The 15703-nt window shown below is 68.2% G+C and carries 19 protein-coding genes and 1 riboswitch; of the genes, 13 read left to right on the forward strand and 6 right to left on the reverse strand.

What is annotated here, in order from left to right:
- Positions 1-73 precede the first annotated feature (73 nt).
- Positions 74-162: riboswitch (glycine riboswitch) on the forward strand.
- A gap of 186 nt (positions 163-348) precedes the next feature.
- The 7 genes from gcvT to CAP40_RS18780 all read left to right on the forward strand — a co-directional run bounded on the left by gcvT (position 349) and on the right by CAP40_RS18780 (position 6217).
- Positions 349-1485, forward strand: coding sequence for a glycine cleavage system aminomethyltransferase GcvT (gcvT, locus tag CAP40_RS18750; protein WP_256924390.1), 1137 nt, complete (start codon positions 349-351; stop codon positions 1483-1485).
- Complete coding sequence (gene gcvH / locus CAP40_RS18755; RefSeq protein ID WP_086131087.1) at positions 1485-1856, forward strand: glycine cleavage system protein GcvH; 372 nt, start codon at positions 1485-1487, stop codon at positions 1854-1856. Before gcvT ends, gcvH begins: the two co-directional genes overlap by 1 nt.
- 5 nt (positions 1857-1861) lie before the next feature.
- Positions 1862-2293: a hypothetical protein gene (locus CAP40_RS18760; protein WP_086131088.1), complete on the forward strand. Its 432-nt coding sequence runs from the start codon at positions 1862-1864 to the stop codon at positions 2291-2293.
- Positions 2290-2775: a hypothetical protein gene (locus tag CAP40_RS18765; protein ID WP_086131089.1), complete on the forward strand. Its 486-nt coding sequence runs from the start codon at positions 2290-2292 to the stop codon at positions 2773-2775. The genes CAP40_RS18760 and CAP40_RS18765 overlap by 4 nt, the downstream gene beginning before the upstream one ends.
- Before the next feature lie 10 nt (positions 2776-2785).
- The gene (gcvPA, locus tag CAP40_RS18770; RefSeq protein WP_086131090.1) at positions 2786-4144 is read left to right on the forward strand and encodes an aminomethyl-transferring glycine dehydrogenase subunit GcvPA; all 1359 of its coding nucleotides are present in this window, start codon (positions 2786-2788) and stop codon (positions 4142-4144) included.
- Positions 4141-5715, forward strand: coding sequence for an aminomethyl-transferring glycine dehydrogenase subunit GcvPB (gene gcvPB / locus CAP40_RS18775; RefSeq protein ID WP_086131091.1), 1575 nt, complete (start codon positions 4141-4143; stop codon positions 5713-5715). The genes gcvPA and gcvPB overlap by 4 nt, the downstream gene beginning before the upstream one ends.
- 175 nt (positions 5716-5890) lie before the next feature.
- Positions 5891-6217 (forward strand): phage tail protein, encoded by a 327-nt coding sequence (locus CAP40_RS18780; RefSeq protein ID WP_086131186.1) that lies wholly within the window; start codon positions 5891-5893, stop codon positions 6215-6217.
- A gap of 12 nt (positions 6218-6229) precedes the next feature.
- Here the strand turns inward: CAP40_RS18780 and CAP40_RS18785 are convergent, their stop codons facing one another.
- The gene (locus tag CAP40_RS18785; protein WP_086131092.1) at positions 6230-6703 is read right to left on the reverse strand and encodes an isoprenylcysteine carboxylmethyltransferase family protein; all 474 of its coding nucleotides are present in this window, start codon (positions 6701-6703) and stop codon (positions 6230-6232) included.
- 132 nt (positions 6704-6835) lie between these two features.
- Between CAP40_RS18785 and CAP40_RS18790 the strand changes: the two genes are divergently transcribed.
- Together CAP40_RS18790 and CAP40_RS18795 are read left to right on the forward strand one after the other, a co-directional pair.
- Positions 6836-7354, forward strand: coding sequence for a CcdC protein domain-containing protein (locus tag CAP40_RS18790; RefSeq protein WP_086131093.1), 519 nt, complete (start codon positions 6836-6838; stop codon positions 7352-7354).
- Positions 7351-7932 carry a DUF938 domain-containing protein gene (locus CAP40_RS18795; RefSeq protein WP_086131094.1) on the forward strand — a complete coding sequence of 194 codons (582 nt, stop codon included), beginning with the start codon at positions 7351-7353 and terminating at the stop codon, positions 7930-7932. Before CAP40_RS18790 ends, CAP40_RS18795 begins: the two co-directional genes overlap by 4 nt.
- Before the next feature lie 35 nt (positions 7933-7967).
- Here CAP40_RS18795 and CAP40_RS18800 read toward each other — a convergent pair whose 3' ends face one another.
- Positions 7968-8846 carry a DMT family transporter gene (locus CAP40_RS18800; RefSeq protein WP_373384962.1) on the reverse strand — a complete coding sequence of 293 codons (879 nt, stop codon included), beginning with the start codon at positions 8844-8846 and terminating at the stop codon, positions 7968-7970.
- A 69-nt stretch (positions 8847-8915) separates the two neighbouring features.
- Positions 8916-9581: a hypothetical protein gene (locus tag CAP40_RS18805; RefSeq protein WP_144034434.1), complete on the reverse strand. Its 666-nt coding sequence runs from the start codon at positions 9579-9581 to the stop codon at positions 8916-8918.
- A 67-nt stretch (positions 9582-9648) separates the two neighbouring features.
- Here CAP40_RS18805 and CAP40_RS18810 point away from each other — a divergent pair, with 67 nt between their 5' ends.
- The 4 genes from CAP40_RS18810 (at position 9649) to CAP40_RS18825 (ending at position 13516) form a co-directional block, all read left to right on the forward strand.
- Positions 9649-11181 carry an aminoacyl--tRNA ligase-related protein gene (locus CAP40_RS18810; protein WP_086131096.1) on the forward strand — a complete coding sequence of 511 codons (1533 nt, stop codon included), beginning with the start codon at positions 9649-9651 and terminating at the stop codon, positions 11179-11181.
- Positions 11182-11244: 63 nt separating this feature from the next.
- Positions 11245-11847 (forward strand): TIGR02466 family protein, encoded by a 603-nt coding sequence (locus tag CAP40_RS18815; RefSeq protein ID WP_086131097.1) that lies wholly within the window; start codon positions 11245-11247, stop codon positions 11845-11847.
- A gap of 95 nt (positions 11848-11942) precedes the next feature.
- Positions 11943-12518, forward strand: coding sequence for a hypothetical protein (locus tag CAP40_RS18820; protein ID WP_144034435.1), 576 nt, complete (start codon positions 11943-11945; stop codon positions 12516-12518).
- Positions 12515-13516 carry a pectinesterase family protein gene (locus CAP40_RS18825; RefSeq protein ID WP_179188369.1) on the forward strand — a complete coding sequence of 334 codons (1002 nt, stop codon included), beginning with the start codon at positions 12515-12517 and terminating at the stop codon, positions 13514-13516. Before CAP40_RS18820 ends, CAP40_RS18825 begins: the two co-directional genes overlap by 4 nt.
- 10 nt (positions 13517-13526) lie before the next feature.
- On the opposite strand, the gene CAP40_RS18830 is transcribed toward CAP40_RS18825, so the two are convergent.
- Genes CAP40_RS18830 through glpD form a run of 3 tightly spaced genes read right to left on the reverse strand, consistent with a single transcriptional unit; the run spans position 13527 to position 15699 of the window.
- On the reverse strand, positions 13527-13859 hold the full coding sequence (locus CAP40_RS18830) for a PilZ domain-containing protein (protein WP_086131100.1): 333 nt from the start codon (positions 13857-13859) through the stop codon (positions 13527-13529).
- Positions 13860-13906: 47 nt separating this feature from the next.
- Positions 13907-14254: a hypothetical protein gene (locus CAP40_RS18835; protein WP_144034436.1), complete on the reverse strand. Its 348-nt coding sequence runs from the start codon at positions 14252-14254 to the stop codon at positions 13907-13909.
- The gene (gene glpD, locus CAP40_RS18840; RefSeq protein WP_086131102.1) at positions 14251-15699 is read right to left on the reverse strand and encodes a glycerol-3-phosphate dehydrogenase; all 1449 of its coding nucleotides are present in this window, start codon (positions 15697-15699) and stop codon (positions 14251-14253) included. The genes CAP40_RS18835 and glpD overlap by 4 nt, the downstream gene beginning before the upstream one ends.
- Positions 15700-15703 lie beyond the last annotated feature (4 nt).

Here is a 15703-nt window from a genome sequence, read left to right on the forward strand (position 1 = left end):
CAGCGAGGGGAGTTCCGGGACGTTTTGATCGTTGACTCGAATCACCCTCACGGCCAAGGCTGCGCTTCGTCGACAGGCACGCGCGGGAGAGTGTGGGGCAACCCACCGCCGAAGGAGCAACCGCCCCGGAATCTCTCAGGCACCAGGGACCGCGCGGGCACGACACTCTGGAAAGCGGACGCGGCCCGGCCACGTCCCACCGAAGGGGTAAGCCAGGCGACTGGCGAAAGCTCTCAGGTTCCGTGACAGAGGGGGCGATGGAACGGTGCGCGAGGATTCCGCGCCGCTTCGTCGAATTCCTCTCGAATCCGGAGTGCCGCGATGAGCCAGCAAGTCCAGGACCAGCCCATGAGCGGCGATCCCGAAGGCGGGGACGGCACCGAAGAGCTTCTCCTGCTTCCGCTCGACCGGTGGCACCGCGCCCGGGGCGGGCGCATGGTTCCCTTCGCCGGCTATGAGATGCCCGTCCAATATGAAGGCATCATGGCCGAGCATCTCTGGGTGCGCGCGCATGCCGGGCTGTTCGACGTCAGCCATATGGGCCAGCTGACCTTCACCGGCGAAGGCGTCGAGGCCGCGCTCGAGGCGCTGATGCCCGCGGACATCCAGGCCGCGAAGCTCTCCCACCCGGTCTATTCGCTGTTGATGGCGGAGAATGGCGGGATCCTGGACGACCTGATGCTGACTCGCCTGAAGGACGGCGAAGTCTACATGGTCGTCAACGGTGCCTGCAAATGGGACGACATCGCCCATTTCCGCGAGTTCCTGCCCGACGAAATCGGCATGAACCACATGGAGGATCATGCCCTGCTCGCGCTCCAGGGGCCCGAAGCGGCCGCCGCGCTGGAGCGCGTGATCCCCGGAGTCTCCGCGCTCGTCTTCATGCAGGGCGCGCCCTTCGCCTGGCAGGACCACGACCTGTGGATCAGCCGCTCGGGCTATACCGGCGAGGACGGGTTCGAGATCTCGGTTCCCGTCGAAGGTGCCGAGGCGCTGGCCGATGCGATCACCGCCCAGCCGGAAGTGAAGCCGATCGGCCTCGGCGCGCGCGATTCGCTGCGCCTGGAAGCCGATCTGCCGCTCTACGGCCATGATCTGGATACCGAGACCACGCCGGTGGCGGCCGCCCTGGGCTTCGCGCTCAAGAAGCGCCGCCGCGAGGAAGGCGGCTTTCCCGGCCATGCCCGGATCATGCTGGAGCGGGAGAACGGCCCGATCCTCAAGCGCGTCGGCCTGGTCGTCGAGGGGCGCCAGCCGGTCCGGGAGGGTGGCCTCGTCCTCGATGCCGATGGCAACGAAGTCGGCAAGGTCACTTCGGGCGGCTTCGCGCCGACGCTGCAGCAGCCGATCGCCATGGCCTATGTGCCGGCCGCCAGCGCCGAGCCGGGCACGAAGATCACCCTTGCCCAGCGCGGCAAGATCCATTCGGCGGAGGTCGTGAAGATGCCCTTCGTCCCCCATCGTTACGTCAGAAAGGGAGCCTGATGAGCCGCTATTTCACCGAGGATCATGAGTGGGTCGACGTCGACGGCGACACCGCGACCGTCGGCATCACCGAATATGCCCAGAGCCAGCTCGGCGACATCGTGTTCGTCGAAGTGCCGGACGAGGGCAAGCAGGTGTCGAAGGGCGACGATGCCGCCGTGGTGGAGTCGGTCAAGGCCGCGTCCGACGTCTACGCGCCGGTCTCCGGCACGGTGATCGAGGGCAATGCCGAGCTGGCCGACAACCCCGCGCTGGTCAACGAAGACCCCGAGGGCGAAGGCTGGTTCTTCAAGCTCACCCTCGCCGATCCGGGCGAGCTGGAAAGCCTGATGAACGACAGCGCCTATCAGGAATATGTGAGCAAGCTGTGAGGCCCTTGGCCCTTCTCGGCGCCCTGCTGCTCGCCGCGTGCGGGCAGCAGCAGCCCGTGCCCAAGGAAGTCGGGTCGCCGATGCCGGTGCAGACGGTTGCCGAGGTGGCATCGAAGCTTGCCCAGCTGGACGGGCAGCGGGTTCGGGTGAAGGGCTGGCTCTATGCCTGTTTCGAGGAGGGCTGCTCGTTGCTTGCCGACAAGGCGGCGCTCAAGCAGCTCGGTCCCGTGCTGAAGGCGCAGCTCGCCGGCAAGGAGGCGCCGAAGGTTCCGAGCATCGAGATCGACAATCGCGCCGGCCTGGTCACCGGGTCGAGCATGGTTCAGAAGGACGTGGTCGTGAGCGGCCGCATCCAGAAGGCCTGTCTCATGGTCGGCAAGCCGAAATGCATGGCGCTGACCGTGCTGACCCCCGACGCGATCCTGCCGGCTTCGTGATCCGCGGACCCGCCCTGCTCGCCGCCACGGCAATGCTCGGCAGCTGCGGGGAGCCGCAGCTGCTGACGGTCGATCGCTATCTCGCGCAATGCGAGGCGCTCAGAGGGGGGCAGGTGCGGGTTGCGGGCTATCTCGGCAATTGCTCGGGATATGACTGCGCGCTCTATGCCGACAAGGCGCGTGCGCGGGCCTATTTCGACTATTTCGCCGGCCTAGCACGCACGACCCGTATCGAGGACAAGGCAGCGCACAAGGCTGCGCTCGACAGGCTCGGCATTGCGCCGCGCTCGATCGGGATCGGTGGCGACCAGGCGTTCGACCGCAGGGCCGCGCCTTTCCAGAACAGCTATGTCGTCCTCACCGGTGTCGTAGCCAAGGACAGCTGCACCGGCGAGGGCAGTCTGGACCGTGGCTGGGGCATCGACCCCTCCCATATCCGCGCCTGGACCTCGTCCGAAGGCGCGCCCGCGAACACCAATTGAGAAGGCTCTGATGCGCTACCTGCCCCTTACCCAGCCCGATCGCGAGGCGATGCTCGGTGTCATCGGCGCCAAGTCGATCGACGATCTCTTTGCCGACGTTCCCGCCGCCGCCGTGCTCGACGGCCCGATCGCGGGCCTGCCGATGCATGCCAGCGAACTCGCGGTCGAACGTCACATGACGAAGCTGGCCGCCAAGAACCTGGCGGCGGGGGCCGCGCCCTTCTTCCTCGGCGCCGGCGCCTATCGCCACCACGTCCCGGCCAGCGTCGACCACCTCATCCAGCGCGGCGAGTTCCTCACCGCCTACACGCCCTATCAGCCGGAAATCGCGCAGGGCACGCTGCAGATGATGTTCGAGTTCCAGTCGCAGGTCGCGCGGCTGCTCGGCTGCGACGTGGCGAATGCCTCGATGTACGACGGCTCGACCGCGTGCTGGGAAGCCATCACCATGGCCCGCCGCGTGACGAAGCGCGGCAAGGCAATCCTCTCGGGCGGCCTGCATCCGCATTATGTCTCGGTCGCCGAGACCATGGCCAAGTTCACCGGCGACCAGCTGGTCACGTCGCTGCCCACCCTGTCGGCCACGCCCGACACCGATGACCTGATCGCCCGGATCGACGACGATACCAGCTGCGTCGTGGTCCAATATCCCGACATCCTCGGCCGCATCGCCGATCTGTCGAAGCTCGCCGAAGCCGCGCATGCGAAGAAGGCGTTGCTCGTCGCTGTCGTCACCGAGCCGGTCGCGCTGGGCGCGATCAAGGCGCCGGGCGAAATGGGCGCGGACATCGTGGTGGGCGAGGGCCAGTCGCTCGGCGTCGGCCTGCAGTTCGGCGGCCCCTATGTCGGCCTGTTCGCCTGTTCGGAGAAGCTGGTCCGCCAGATGCCGGGCCGGCTCTGCGGCGAGACCGTGGATGCCGAGGGCAAGCGCGGCTACGTGCTGACGCTCAGCACCCGCGAGCAGCATATCCGCCGCGAGAAGGCGACGTCGAACATCTGCACCAGCTCGGTGCTGTGCGCGCTCGCCATGTCGGTGCACATGACCCTGCTCGGCGAGAAGGGCCTGCGCCAGCTTGCCGCGATCAACCATGCCGGCGCTTCGGCCGCCGCCGACCGCCTGGCCCGGGTGCCGGGCGTCGAGCTGGTCACCCCGACCTTCTTCAACGAGTTCACGCTGAAGCTTTCCAAGGAAGCGCGCCCGGTCGTCCGCACGCTCGCGGACCGGGGCATCCTCGCCGGCGTCTCGCTCGGCCGCCTTTATCCGGGCGCCGGGGATCTGGCCGACGGCCTGATCGTTGCCGTCACCGAAACTACCACCCAGGAGGACGTCGAGACGCTTGCCTCCGCGCTCCAGGAGGTGCTGGCATGAGCACGATCAACCAGTCCGGCTGGCGCCCCACCACGCCGCAGGCGGGCGAGGCCAGCGATCTTTCGACCTTCACCGGCAATCGCGCGCTGATGCTCGAGGAAGCGCTGATCTTCGAGATCGGCTCGTCCGAGACCACCGGCGTCGACTTCGGCGAACTGCCCCAGGCGAAGTCGCGCCTCGGCGGTCTCGAGCGTTCGGCATCTATCGGCCTGCCCGGCCTGTCCGAGCCCGAGACGGTGCGCCACTATACCCGCCTCAGCCGCCAGAATTACGCTATCGACCTGGGCCTGTTCCCGCTCGGTTCGTGCACGATGAAGCACAATCCGCGCCTCAACGAGCGCATGGCGCGCCTGCCGGGCTTCGCCGACATCCATCCGCTCGCGCCGGTCGACACGGTGCAGGGCGCGCTCGAGGTCATCGACCAGCTCGCGCACTGGCTGATCACGCTCACCGGCATGCAGGCGGTGGCGATGAGCCCCAAGGCCGGCGCGCATGGCGAGCTGTGCGGCATCCTCGCGATCCGCTCGGCGCTCGACGCGCAGGGCCAGCAGGACCGCAAGATCCTGCTCGTGCCGACCAGCGCGCACGGCACCAACCCGGCGACGGCGGCGTTCGCTGGCTTCTCGGTCGAGGATATTCCCGCCACCGAGGACGGCCGCGTCGACCTCGAAGCGCTCAAGGCGCGGCTGGGGCCGGACATCGCCGGCGTGATGATCACCAACCCCAACACCTGCGGCCTGTTCGAGCGCGACATGAAGGCGATCTCGGACGCGGTGCATGCGGCGGGCGGCTATGTCTATTGCGACGGCGCCAATTTCAACGCGATCGTCGGCCGGGTCCGTCCGGGCGACCTCGGCGTCGATGCGATGCACATCAACCTGCACAAGACCTTCTCGACCCCGCATGGCGGCGGCGGCCCGGGCTCGGGCCCGGTCGTGCTGTCGGCGGCGCTGGCGCCCTATGCGCCTTTGCCCTTCGTCGAGAAGGATGGGGACAGGTTCCACCTCGTCGAGGAAGAGACCGCGGGCGAGCATCATGCCGGTACCTTCGGCCGCATGACCGCGTTCAACGGCCAGATGGGCATGTTCACGCGTGCGCTCACCTATATCCTCAGCCACGGCGCGGACGGCCTGCGCCAGGTCGCCGAGGATTCGGTGCTCAACGCGAACTATGTCCTGCGCTCGATGGAGGACGTGCTCGACGCGCCCTTCGCCAAATACGGTCCGTGCATGCACGAGGCGATCTTCAGCGACAGGGGGCTGCCCGAGGGCCTGTCGACCATCGATATCGCCAAGGGTCTGATCGACGAAGGCTATCACCCGATGACGGTCTATTTCCCGCTCGTCGTCCACGGCGCGATGCTGGTGGAACCGACCGAGACCGAATCGAAGGCGACGCTCGACCAGTTCATCGGCGCCTTCCGCAGCGTGGCCGCCCGCGCCAAGAACGGCGACCCGACGATCCGTACCGCGCCGCACTTCGCGCCGCGCCGCCGGCTCGACGAGACGCTCGCCGCGCGCAAGCCGGTGCTGGCGTGGAAGGCGCCTGCTGCGGCCGAAGCGGCGGAATAGTCCCCGGCATCCTCTTGCCCGGGGGGAAGGGCCGGATAGCGAAAGGCCGGGGCGCGATGCCCCGGCCTTTTTCTTTATGTCACAGCGCAATAGCCCCGGAACCGTGCAAATGCGGTTTGCCTTGTCGCATACCGCCGGGGCAGCGTGCGCCGAAACGGACAAGGGGGAAACCGACATGAAGACCGCGCTGCTCGCCGCTGCCATCGCCACACTTGCCGCGCCGATGCCGGCCTATGCGGGCAACGACCCCTTTGTCGGCGAGATCATGCTCTTCTCCGCCCGCTACTGCCCCGAGGACTGGGTCGAAGCCGATGGCCGGCTCCTGCCCATTCGCGGCTATGACGTGCTCTACACGCTGCTCGGCAACAGCTATGGTGGCGACGGCAAGACGAACTTCGCCCTGCCCGATCTGCGCAAGGCGATCCCCGCCGCGGCGACCGACCAGCAGAAGCAGCTGCGCTACTGCATCGCGATGCGCGGCGACTATCCCCGGCACCCCTGAGCGTCGGGGCGCTCAAATCCAGCGGCGCACCGCGGACTTGTAGCTGAGATAGCGCTCGCCGAACTTGCGCGCGAGATAGCTTTCCTCGCGCTCGATCACTTCGCGCTGGATCACGATGACCAGCGGGATGAGCAGCAGCAGGGCGACCAGGCTGTCCATCCAGATCGCCACGCCGGCATAGGCCAGCGCCATGCCGAAATACATCGGGTTGCGCGACCAGCGATAGACGCCGTCGGTGACGAGCGCGGTCGAGCGCTTCCATGGCTTGGGATCGGTGCCCGCGGCGCGGAACAGCCCCAGGGCGGAAAGCATGATTCCCACGCCGAGCAGGGTCGCCAGCGAGCCCAGGCCGCGCTCGGTCGAATGGGCGAGCGGCAGGTCGGGGCTGCCCAGAAGCTTGCCCAGTGCCAGCCCCACCACCAGCGTGCCAAGGAAAGCGGCCGGCGGTGCGAACTTCACCCCCGCGCTATCGTGATCGACGTCCATGAACCCTCCGGGCGCCCTGATGGACCGGCGTGGCCGCATGCGCAATCCTCTTGCCTTTGCCAGCCAGTTCGGCTGGCATAGGAACTGTATTACTTATATAGATCACTTGCAAGTTTACGGGGGTCTCGATCGATGCACACGCAGCCCTTCCATCCCAATCCGCTCTACCAGCTCATTCCGATCGCGATCATCCTCGTCGTGCTCGCGCTGCGCTTCCGCCGGCTCACGCGCGAGCGGCCGTTGCGCATCGAGCGGCTGTGGATCGTGCCCGCGCTCTATCTGGCGATCACCGCTTTCACCTTCTGGAACATCCCGCCGGCGCCGATGACCTGGGCCGCGGCGGCTGCCGCCCTCCTCGCCGGGGCCGCGCTCGGCTGGCAGCGCGGCCGGATGATGCACATCCAGGTGAATCCCGAGACGCACGAGATTTCGCAAAGGGGCTCGCTCGCCGCGATGGCGTTCATCCTTGCGCTGGTCCTCGTCCGCTCGCTTGCCCGCAACGCCGAGTCGCTCGGCATCCCGGGCATGCATTTCGACGTGATGGCGATGACCGACGTGCTGATCGCCTTCGCGCTCGGCATGCTGACGGTGCAGCGGGTGGAAATGTTCCTGCGCGCCCGCCGCCTGCTCGAGCAGGCGCGCGGCGGGTGAGGCGCCACGCCCCGGCCACCGAGCGGAACCGCGATCCGATCGCCGCGGTGCTGGCGGAGGAACTGCCCGCGCGCGGCCATGTGCTCGAGATCGCGAGCGGCAGCGGCGAGCATTGCGCCTTCTTCGCCGGGCGCTTTCCCGGCCTGGTCTGGCAGCCGAGCGATCCCGATGCCGATGCGCTGGCCTCGATCGCGGACTGGTGCGCCGGGCTGGCCAATGTCCGTGCGCCGCTGGAGATCGATGCGGCGACGGGCGCTTTCCCGGCGGCGGACGCCATCCTGTGCGTCAACATGGTCCATATCAGCCCCTGGGAAGCGACGCTCGGGCTGATCGCAGGGGCGGGCGCCGCGCTGGCCCCGGGAGCGCCGCTGATCCTCTACGGCCCCTATCGTCGCGAAGGGGTGGAGACGGCGCCGTCGAACGAACAGTTCGAGCTGTGGCTGAAGGACAGGGATTCCCGCTTCGGACTGCGCTTCGTGGAAGCCGTGACCGCGGCGGCCGTGCCGCACGGCCTGTCGCTGGAGCGGCTGGTCGAGATGCCGGCGAACAATCTGATGCTGGTGTATCGGCGAGCCTGAGACTCCCCTCCCTTCCAGGGAGGGGAGCGGCAGGATCAAACCGGCTCCATTTCCGCGCTGGTCACGGCCGGATCCGGGATCCCGCGCCGCCGCTCCCGCCACACGATGTAGAGCCCGCTGGCGATGATCACCGGCGCGCCGAGCCAGGTCCAGGGGCTGGGCCACATGCCGAAGATCGCCCAGCCATAGAGCGTGCCCCAGATCAGGCTCGAATAGTCCATCGGCACCACCGCGCTCACCGGGGCATGTTTCACCGATCCGGTCAGCGCGAGCTGGCCGACGCCGCCGATCAGCCCGATCCCCACCAGCATCGCCCAGGTTACCGGATCATGCGCCTTGAACGAGAAGGCGTAGGGGATCGCCAGCACCGGCACGGAGAGGACCGAGAACCAGAACACCGTCGTCCCCGTCGCTTCGGTCTTGCCGATCTGGCGCAGCAGGATCGCCACGATCGCCACGAACAGCGCGGCGAGCAGCCCCACCATCGCCCCGAACGCCGGGATGTGGGCGCTTCCCGGCTGCGCGACGATCAGCACGCCGACGAATCCCGCGATCACCGCGCCCCAGCGATGCCAGCCGGTCGGCTCCTTGAGCAGCAGCGCACCCAGGATCGTCGCGAAGATCGGCACGGTGAACTGGAAAGTCACTGCCTCGGCCAGCGGCAGCAGCAGCACCGCGCCGAAGGTGAAGACCATGCCGGTCAGCCCCACGGCGGTGCGCGAGACGTGCGCGCCGAAGCGTTGCGTCCGGATCGATCCCAGGCCGGGGCCCGCCGCCACCCAGGTGGTCACCAGCGGCACCGCCCAGAGCTGGCGATGGAACATCGTCTCGACCAGCCCGGCGCCGCGCATCTCGGCCAGCTTGATCAGCGCCGACATGGTGGCAAGGCAGGCGACCGCGAACAATCGCAGCAAGATGCCCTTCAAAATCCGATCGCCCTGCACCCCATGGCCTTTGCGGCAGCGGGGCGGTGGGGGCAAGCGTCAGCGAACGATGCTGAGCATCAGCGGATAGGTTTGCTCGAATGCGGCGTCGGGCATTGCCGCGGTCGATTGGAGCGCGGCCAGGCCATCGCGGCAGGAAAGCGGGTTGGGATTGGGCTCGACCACTGCGAGCGTCCGCCCCGCGGGATGATCGCGGGCCGCTGCGGCGGCTTCCCACAGTGCGATATTCTGTCGGAGGTACAGCGCGCGCAGATCCGGGGCATACCAGCTGGCTTCGTCGGGGCGATCGTTGAAATAGGCGGCGCAGCGCTCCGGCGACGTCGCCGCGAGTTGCTCGACCAGCGCGATCTCGGCGGTGAGATAGGCGCGCAGTGCCGGTGCCGGCGCCTGGATGAGTCCTGCGCTGTGCCTGCGCGTCGCCGCGCTTAGGAACGCACCCGCTGTCTCCTGCACCTCGGCGGGCCCGCCGCCGTCGCGGGCGCGGGCGACCACCGCAGCCTTCAGCGCGTCGAAATCCTCGGGGAAGCTCCGTTTGATCGTCCGGCTCAGCGCCCCGCCCGGCGCGTCGGCGAGCAGCTCGCGCTCGACCGATGCCGGGTTGGTCAGCGGGTTCTGCGGCCCGGCCGGGCGGAACTGCGTGAGCGCCCAGGCCAGCACGCCGAGTGTCACCAGCACCAGTGCCAGGGTCCGCCACCGTCCGCTCACCACCTGCTCCCCACAATCACGCGCGACTCCTCTTTGCCGATGCAAGCTTTGTCGCTATCCGCCCGGCATGATCAAGCATGCGCTCAACGTCACCCGCGAAGCCAATTTCGCCGAATGGTACCAGACCGTCATCACCGAGGCCGACATGGCCGAGGAGAGCGGCGTGCGGGGCTGCATGGTCATCCGGCCGTGGGGCTATGGCATCTGGGAGCGGATCCAGCGCCTGCTCGACGATCGCATCAAGGCCACCGGCCACGAGAATTGCTATTTCCCGCTGTTCATCCCGCTCTCCTATTTCGAGAAGGAGGCCGAGCATGTCGACGGCTTCGCCAAGGAGATGGCGGTCGTCACCCATCACCGGCTGATCCACAAGGACGGCAAGATGATCCCCGATCCCGAGGCGAAGCTGGAGGAGCCGCTGGTCGTGCGCCCCACGTCGGAGACGGTGATCGGCGCCGCGTTCAGCCGCTGGGTCCAGTCGTGGCGCGACCTGCCCGTGCTGATCAACCAATGGGCGAACGTCGTCCGCTGGGAGATGCGCACCCGCATGTTCCTGCGCACCGCCGAGTTCCTCTGGCAGGAAGGGCACACCGCCCATGCCAGCGTGGCGGAAGCGCGCGAAGAGACGATGAAGATGCTCGAAGTCTATCGCAGCTTCGCCGAGGAATGCGTGGCGATGCCGGTGATCGCCGGCGAGAAGCCCGAGAATGAGCGCTTCCCCGGCGCGGTCTCGACCTATTCGATCGAGGCGATGATGCAGGACGGCAAGGCGCTCCAGGCGGGCACCTCGCACTTCCTCGGCACCACCTTCTCGAGCGCGCAGGACATCAAGTTCCAGAATTCGGAGGGCCAGCTCGAGCTGGCCCAGACGACGAGCTGGGGCATGTCGACCCGCATGATCGGTGGCCTGATCATGACGCATGGCGACGATGACGGCCTGCGCGTGCCGCCCCGCGTCGCGCCCTGGCAGGTGGTGATCGTGCCGATGCTGCGCGACAATGACGAAGACGCCGCGCTGGTCGACTATTGCAAGGCCATCCAGCAGGAACTGGCCAGGCAATATGCGTTCGGCGAGCCCGTCCGCGCGCTGCTCGACCTGCGCGCCGCCAAGGCGGTCACCAAGCGCTGGGGCTGGATCAAGAAGGGCGCGCCGCTGGTCGTCGAGGTGGGCGGGCGCGACATGGCCGGCGGCAACGTCTCGGTCACCGTCCGCACCGACCTGTACAAGGAGGACGGCAAGCTCAATTCGGCCATTGTCGCGCGCGACGCGTTCCTCGCCGAGGCCGTCGGCCGGCTCGAGGCGGTGCAGAAGGCGCTGTACGAAGAAGCCAAGGCGCGCACCGATGCGAACATCGTCCGCGACGTCGCCGACTTTGCCGGGCTGGAGCGCTATTTCGAGGGCGCGGGCAAGTTCCCCGGCTGGGTCGAGGTCGAATGGGCCCGACCGAGCGGCGCCGAGCTCGACAAGGTGGTCGAACGGCTGAAGGCGCTGAAGCTCACCTTCCGCAACGTGCCGAACGATGCGGCGCCCGCCACGGGCACCTGCATCTTCACCGGCGCGCCGGCGGTCGAGCGCATCCTGGTGGCGCGTGCGTACTGAGCTCCGTCACGTCTGGCCGAATTCCGCTGCCGGGCCTTGTGGCGGGGTGACGCAGTAGGGGGCATGCGCACGCTTTTCTCCACCTTGCTGTACGAGCAGCCGCTCGGCGACCCCGATCTCCTGGCCGCGCTGGAGGAATCCTGCCTCCAGCTCGCCGAGGACGACATGGCCGGCCGCCGCTGGTGCCGCGAGCATGAGTATCGCGGCTACACCAGCTACGCCTCGCTTGACGACCTGCCGATCCGCGACCCCAATTTCGCCGATCTCAAGCGCCTGCTCGACAAGCATGTCGCGAAGTTCGCCAAGGCCTGCGCCTTCGACCTCGGGGGCCGGAAGCTCAAGCTCGACAGCCTCTGGGTGAACGTGCTCGACGGCAAGGGCGGGCATGGCGCGCACATCCATCCGCACAGCGCCGTCTCGGGCACGCTCTACGTGGCGCTGCCCCCGGGCGCGCGGGGCCTGAAGCTGGAGGATCCGCGCCACGCCATGATGATGGCCGCGCCCCCGCGCCTCGAAGACGCGCCCGAGGCATTGCGGGGCTTTGTCGAGATCGTGCCCGAGCCCGGCACGGTGCTGCTCTGGGAAAGCTGGCTGCGCCACGAGGTCCCGCCCGGATCGGGCAAGGCGCAGCGGATCAGCATCAGCTTCAATTATCGCTGGGGATGACCGCCGTCCGCTGGTGACGCGGGGCAGCCGCGGGTATATTCCGGAGCGCTGAACGGGGCGTTTCCGGGAGCGCAGTCATGGAACTTCTCGCTATCGTGCTGAGCCTGTTCGGGGCCACCGCCTCGGCGCAGGGCTATGATGTCTCGGCAACCGGCAAGCTCGTCGACAAGGACAGCTGCTACAGCTTCCAGGTGCCGGCGGGATGGAAGCTTGTGGCGGGCAATCCCATTCCCTTGCTCATTTCCGCGCCGCCTGGAGAACGCGCGCGTTCGCTGCAGACCCTGCCAAGGGGATTTGCGATTCTCGCGATCGGCCGGCGATCCGGCGAGGCCAAATCGATCGAGGCGTTGATGGAACTGCGGCGCCGGGCCAACGCATTTTCCTCGACGCGTAGCGTTGCCCATGCATCGGCTACGGGCATCACCAGGGCCGTCGAGGCGCGGTGGACCGACAACGCCAACGAGCCGGGCGAGCAGACCATCGCGCGGTTCTTCGTATTTCGGGGGCAACCCTTCGCAGCCTATTTGAGCTTCTATCAGAGCGATCGACGGCGCAGCCAATATCCGATGGCCCTTGCCCGGCTTTTCGACAGCATCCGGCCGCTGGCCGGTGCCACGGGATGCCCGGTTCCGGCTGGGCACAAGGATGCGCGGAGAATCCACGGCGGATGATCGCGCGGCGCACCCTGCTCGCCAGTGCGTTGACGCTGCCGTTTTCGGCCCGGGCCGACGAACAATGGGATGCGGTGGTCGATCCCGTCACCGGCACGCTCGGTGCCGCGCTGGCGCAGGCGGAGAGGGCGGGGCGCCCTTTCCGCATCCTGCTCCGGCCCGGCATTTTCACCGAGAAGCTGACGGTGCGCGCGCCCGGCATCACCCTTCAGGGCAGCCCCGGCACGGTCCTCCAATATGGCACCGCGGCAGGCACGGCGAAGCCTGGTGGCGGCAGCTGGGGCACCGGCGGATCGGGGACACTCACCATCGCCGCGCCGAACGTGACGCTGCGCGGCCTCACCATCCGCAACAGCTTCGACTATATCGGCGCGCGCCGGGACGGCGCCGGCAATGGTGCGCAGGCAGTGGCGCTGGCGGTGCGCCGGGAGGCGGACCACATGATCGTCGATCGCTGCGTGCTGCTCGGCTATCAGGACAGCTTCTACCTCCAGGCCCGCAGCCTGATCACCGATACCCGTATCGTCGGCGGGGTGGACTTCATCTTCGGCGGCGCGGCGGCCTGGTTCGAGCGCTGCGAGATCGTCACGCGCTACGTCCCGAACGCCGATGGCTTCGGCTATGTCGCGGCACCCAGCACGCCCGCCGCGCAGGAATTCGGCCTGGTCTTCTCGCGCTGCCGCCTGCGCCGCGAGGCCGGCGTGCCGGATGGCTCGACCTGGCTCGGCCGCCCCTGGCGCGCCGGCGGCGACATGGCGCTCACTGGCCAGGCGGCGTTCCTCCAATGCTGGATGGACGCCCATATCCGCCGCGAAGGCTGGACCTGGATGGGGTACAAGGGCCCCGATGGCGAGCAGCGCCGCCTGACCCCGCCCGAGGCGCGGCTATGCGAATTCGGGAATGCCGGGCCGGGCGCGGGGCCGGCCGGAACTGATCGCCGCTTGCTGACGGCGGAAGCGGCGAAGCGCTTCACCCGGGCCAATGTGATCGGGTTCTAGCCACGCAGGATCAGCGGATCACCAGGGTCAGCTGCCGCACCAGGCTCCGCTCGATCGGATCGTCGAACCGGCAGCCGATATGGGCCCCGTCGTTCCAGACGATGGTCGCAGGCACGGGCAGATCGTCGCGCAGGCTGAGCCATACCTTGTCGCCCGCGCCATGCGGGGCCGCGCAGGCGAGGCGGCAGCCATAGACCGAGAGATCGTGGAGCATCGCCTCGACCGGCTTGTTGCCGCGCTTCGTCACGGTGGCGCGGGTGACGAGGATACGGTGACGCGTCGCCGCACGCTGTTCGACGAGCGCGGGTGTCACGGTCCGATATTGCGAGAATTTGGTCGCCATCTCTCTCCGCCCCGGCGCAACCCTGCCGCGGACGGTTTAACAAGCACTTAAGGCCGTCCTACGTCGTAGCGCCCGAGGTGGAGGCGGCTGGCGCGGGTGACGATCACTCTTTGCATCACGCCGGGCCGTTGCGGCTTCCGGGCGCAGACCCGGAAGTCGCCATAGACGCTGGCGTTGAACAGATTGCCGGTCGGCAACCAGAGCCTGCGGACATTGGCCGGCAATTGGTCGAGCGACAGATCCTCGTCGGCGTCGATGCCGAGAATGCGCTTCGTGCCCACCACCCAGATGCGCGCCGCCGGATTGCCGTTCGAGGCGAACAGCCGGCCATGAACGGTGCGGCAGAGCGTCGGAGGGCCGCCGGCAAGGGCCATGGCCAGTAGGGCAGCGATCATTTCTCCTCCAGCACCTTGGTCACCCGTTCCGCCAGCTCCGGCCCCGCATGCAGCCCCAGCTTGCTGCGCCGCCACAGCACGTCCTCGGCGGTGCGGGCCCATTCATGGTCGCGCATCCAGCGTATCTCGGTGGCGGTGAGCCCCGCGCCCAGATCCTCGCCCAGGTCGGTCCGGTCGCGCAGCATGTCGGCCAGGCCGCAGCCATAGGCATGCGCCATCCGCTCGGCCCGCGCGGCGCCCAGGAACGGCCAGCGCACCTTGGCGGTGGCGACGAACCGGTCGAAATCGGCGATCGCGCCGCCGGGGAAGACGCGGGCCCGCGTCACCGGCTCGACCTTCGCGCCGAGCACCGGCCCGATCTTCCCCAGCGCTTCCTCGGCCAGCGCCCGCGCCGTGGTGATCTTGCCGCCGAAGATCGAGAGCAGCGGCGGGCCATCCTCGTCGAGCTCGAGCACATAGTCGCGCGTCACCGACTGGGCCCTGGCCGCGCCGTCGTCGTGCAGCGGCCGCACGCCGGACCAGCTCCAGACAATGTCGGCGGGCACGATCCGGCGGGTGAAATAGCGGTTCACCGCCTCGCAGAGATAGGCCTGTTCCTCCTGCGAGCACACTGCGTCCTCCGGCCGGTCGACCGGGATGTCGGTGGTGCCGATCTCGGTGAAGCCGCCTTCATAGGGAATGGCGAAGACGATCCGCCGGTCGGGCTGCTGGAGGATATAGGCATGGTCGCCGTCGTACAGCCTGGGCACCACGATATGGCTGCCCTTGACCAGCCGTATCCGCGAATGATTAGCAATAGCCAGCTTGTCGAGCAGGCGCCGGACCCAGGGGCCGGCGGCGTTGACCAGCCCGCGCGCCGTGACGGTGCGGCCGTCGGACAGTTCGGCGTGCCAGGCTCCGCCTTCGCGTCGCGCGGCCAGCAACTCCGTCCGCGTCGCGATCTCGGCGCCGTGATGCGCGGCGTCGAGCGCATTGGCCAGGGTGAGGCGGGCATCGTCCACCCGGCAGTCCGAATAGACGAAGCCGCGATGCGTGCCGGCCAGCGGATCGGTGAACGCCTTGTCCCTGGCATGCAGGCTGCGCGAGCGGGGCAGGGTGGAATTGCCGCCCACCGCCAGCGCGTCGTAGAGATAGAGGCCGAGCCGGACCATCCACCACGGCCGCACCGCATGGGCATGGGGCAGCACGAAGGTGAGCGGGCGGATCAGGTGCGGGGCCGCCTCCAGCAGCCGCTCGCGCTCGTGCAGTGCCTCGCGGACCAGGCGGAACTCATAGCTCTCGAGATAGCGCAGCCCGCCATGGATCAGCTTGGTCGAGGCCGAGCTGGTGTGGCTGGCCAGATCGTCCTTCTCGACGAGCAGCACCTCGAGGCCGAGCAGCGAAGCCTCCCGGGCGATCGCGCACCCGTTGATGCCGCCGCCGGCGATGAGCAGGTCATATGCCACGAAG

This window comes from Sphingomonas sp. IBVSS2 (assembly GCF_002127225.1).
In the GTDB taxonomy this organism is placed as follows: domain Bacteria; phylum Pseudomonadota; class Alphaproteobacteria; order Sphingomonadales; family Sphingomonadaceae; genus Sphingomonas.

What these genes read in the sequence shown, in the direction of transcription:
- CAP40_RS18835 (WP_144034436.1), bottom strand. Translation starts at nt 14,254, where the DNA reads ATGATCGCTGCCCTACTGGCCATGGCCCTTGCCGGCGGCCCTCCGACG.
- CAP40_RS18780 (WP_086131186.1), top strand. Translation starts at nt 5,891, where the DNA reads ATGAAGACCGCGCTGCTCGCCGCTGCCATCGCCACACTTGCCGCGCCG.
- CAP40_RS18830 (WP_086131100.1), bottom strand. Translation starts at nt 13,859, where the DNA reads ATGGCGACCAAATTCTCGCAATATCGGACCGTGACACCCGCGCTCGTC.
- CAP40_RS18810 (WP_086131096.1), top strand. Translation starts at nt 9,649, where the DNA reads ATGATCAAGCATGCGCTCAACGTCACCCGCGAAGCCAATTTCGCCGAA.
- CAP40_RS18825 (WP_179188369.1), top strand. Translation starts at nt 12,515, where the DNA reads ATGATCGCGCGGCGCACCCTGCTCGCCAGTGCGTTGACGCTGCCGTTT.
- CAP40_RS18790 (WP_086131093.1), top strand. Translation starts at nt 6,836, where the DNA reads ATGCACACGCAGCCCTTCCATCCCAATCCGCTCTACCAGCTCATTCCG.
- gcvT (WP_256924390.1), top strand. Translation starts at nt 349, where the DNA reads ATGAGCGGCGATCCCGAAGGCGGGGACGGCACCGAAGAGCTTCTCCTG.
- gcvH (WP_086131087.1), top strand. Translation starts at nt 1,485, where the DNA reads ATGAGCCGCTATTTCACCGAGGATCATGAGTGGGTCGACGTCGACGGC.
- gcvPA (WP_086131090.1), top strand. Translation starts at nt 2,786, where the DNA reads ATGCGCTACCTGCCCCTTACCCAGCCCGATCGCGAGGCGATGCTCGGT.
- CAP40_RS18785 (WP_086131092.1), bottom strand. Translation starts at nt 6,703, where the DNA reads ATGGACGTCGATCACGATAGCGCGGGGGTGAAGTTCGCACCGCCGGCC.
- gcvPB (WP_086131091.1), top strand. Translation starts at nt 4,141, where the DNA reads ATGAGCACGATCAACCAGTCCGGCTGGCGCCCCACCACGCCGCAGGCG.
- CAP40_RS18815 (WP_086131097.1), top strand. Translation starts at nt 11,245, where the DNA reads ATGCGCACGCTTTTCTCCACCTTGCTGTACGAGCAGCCGCTCGGCGAC.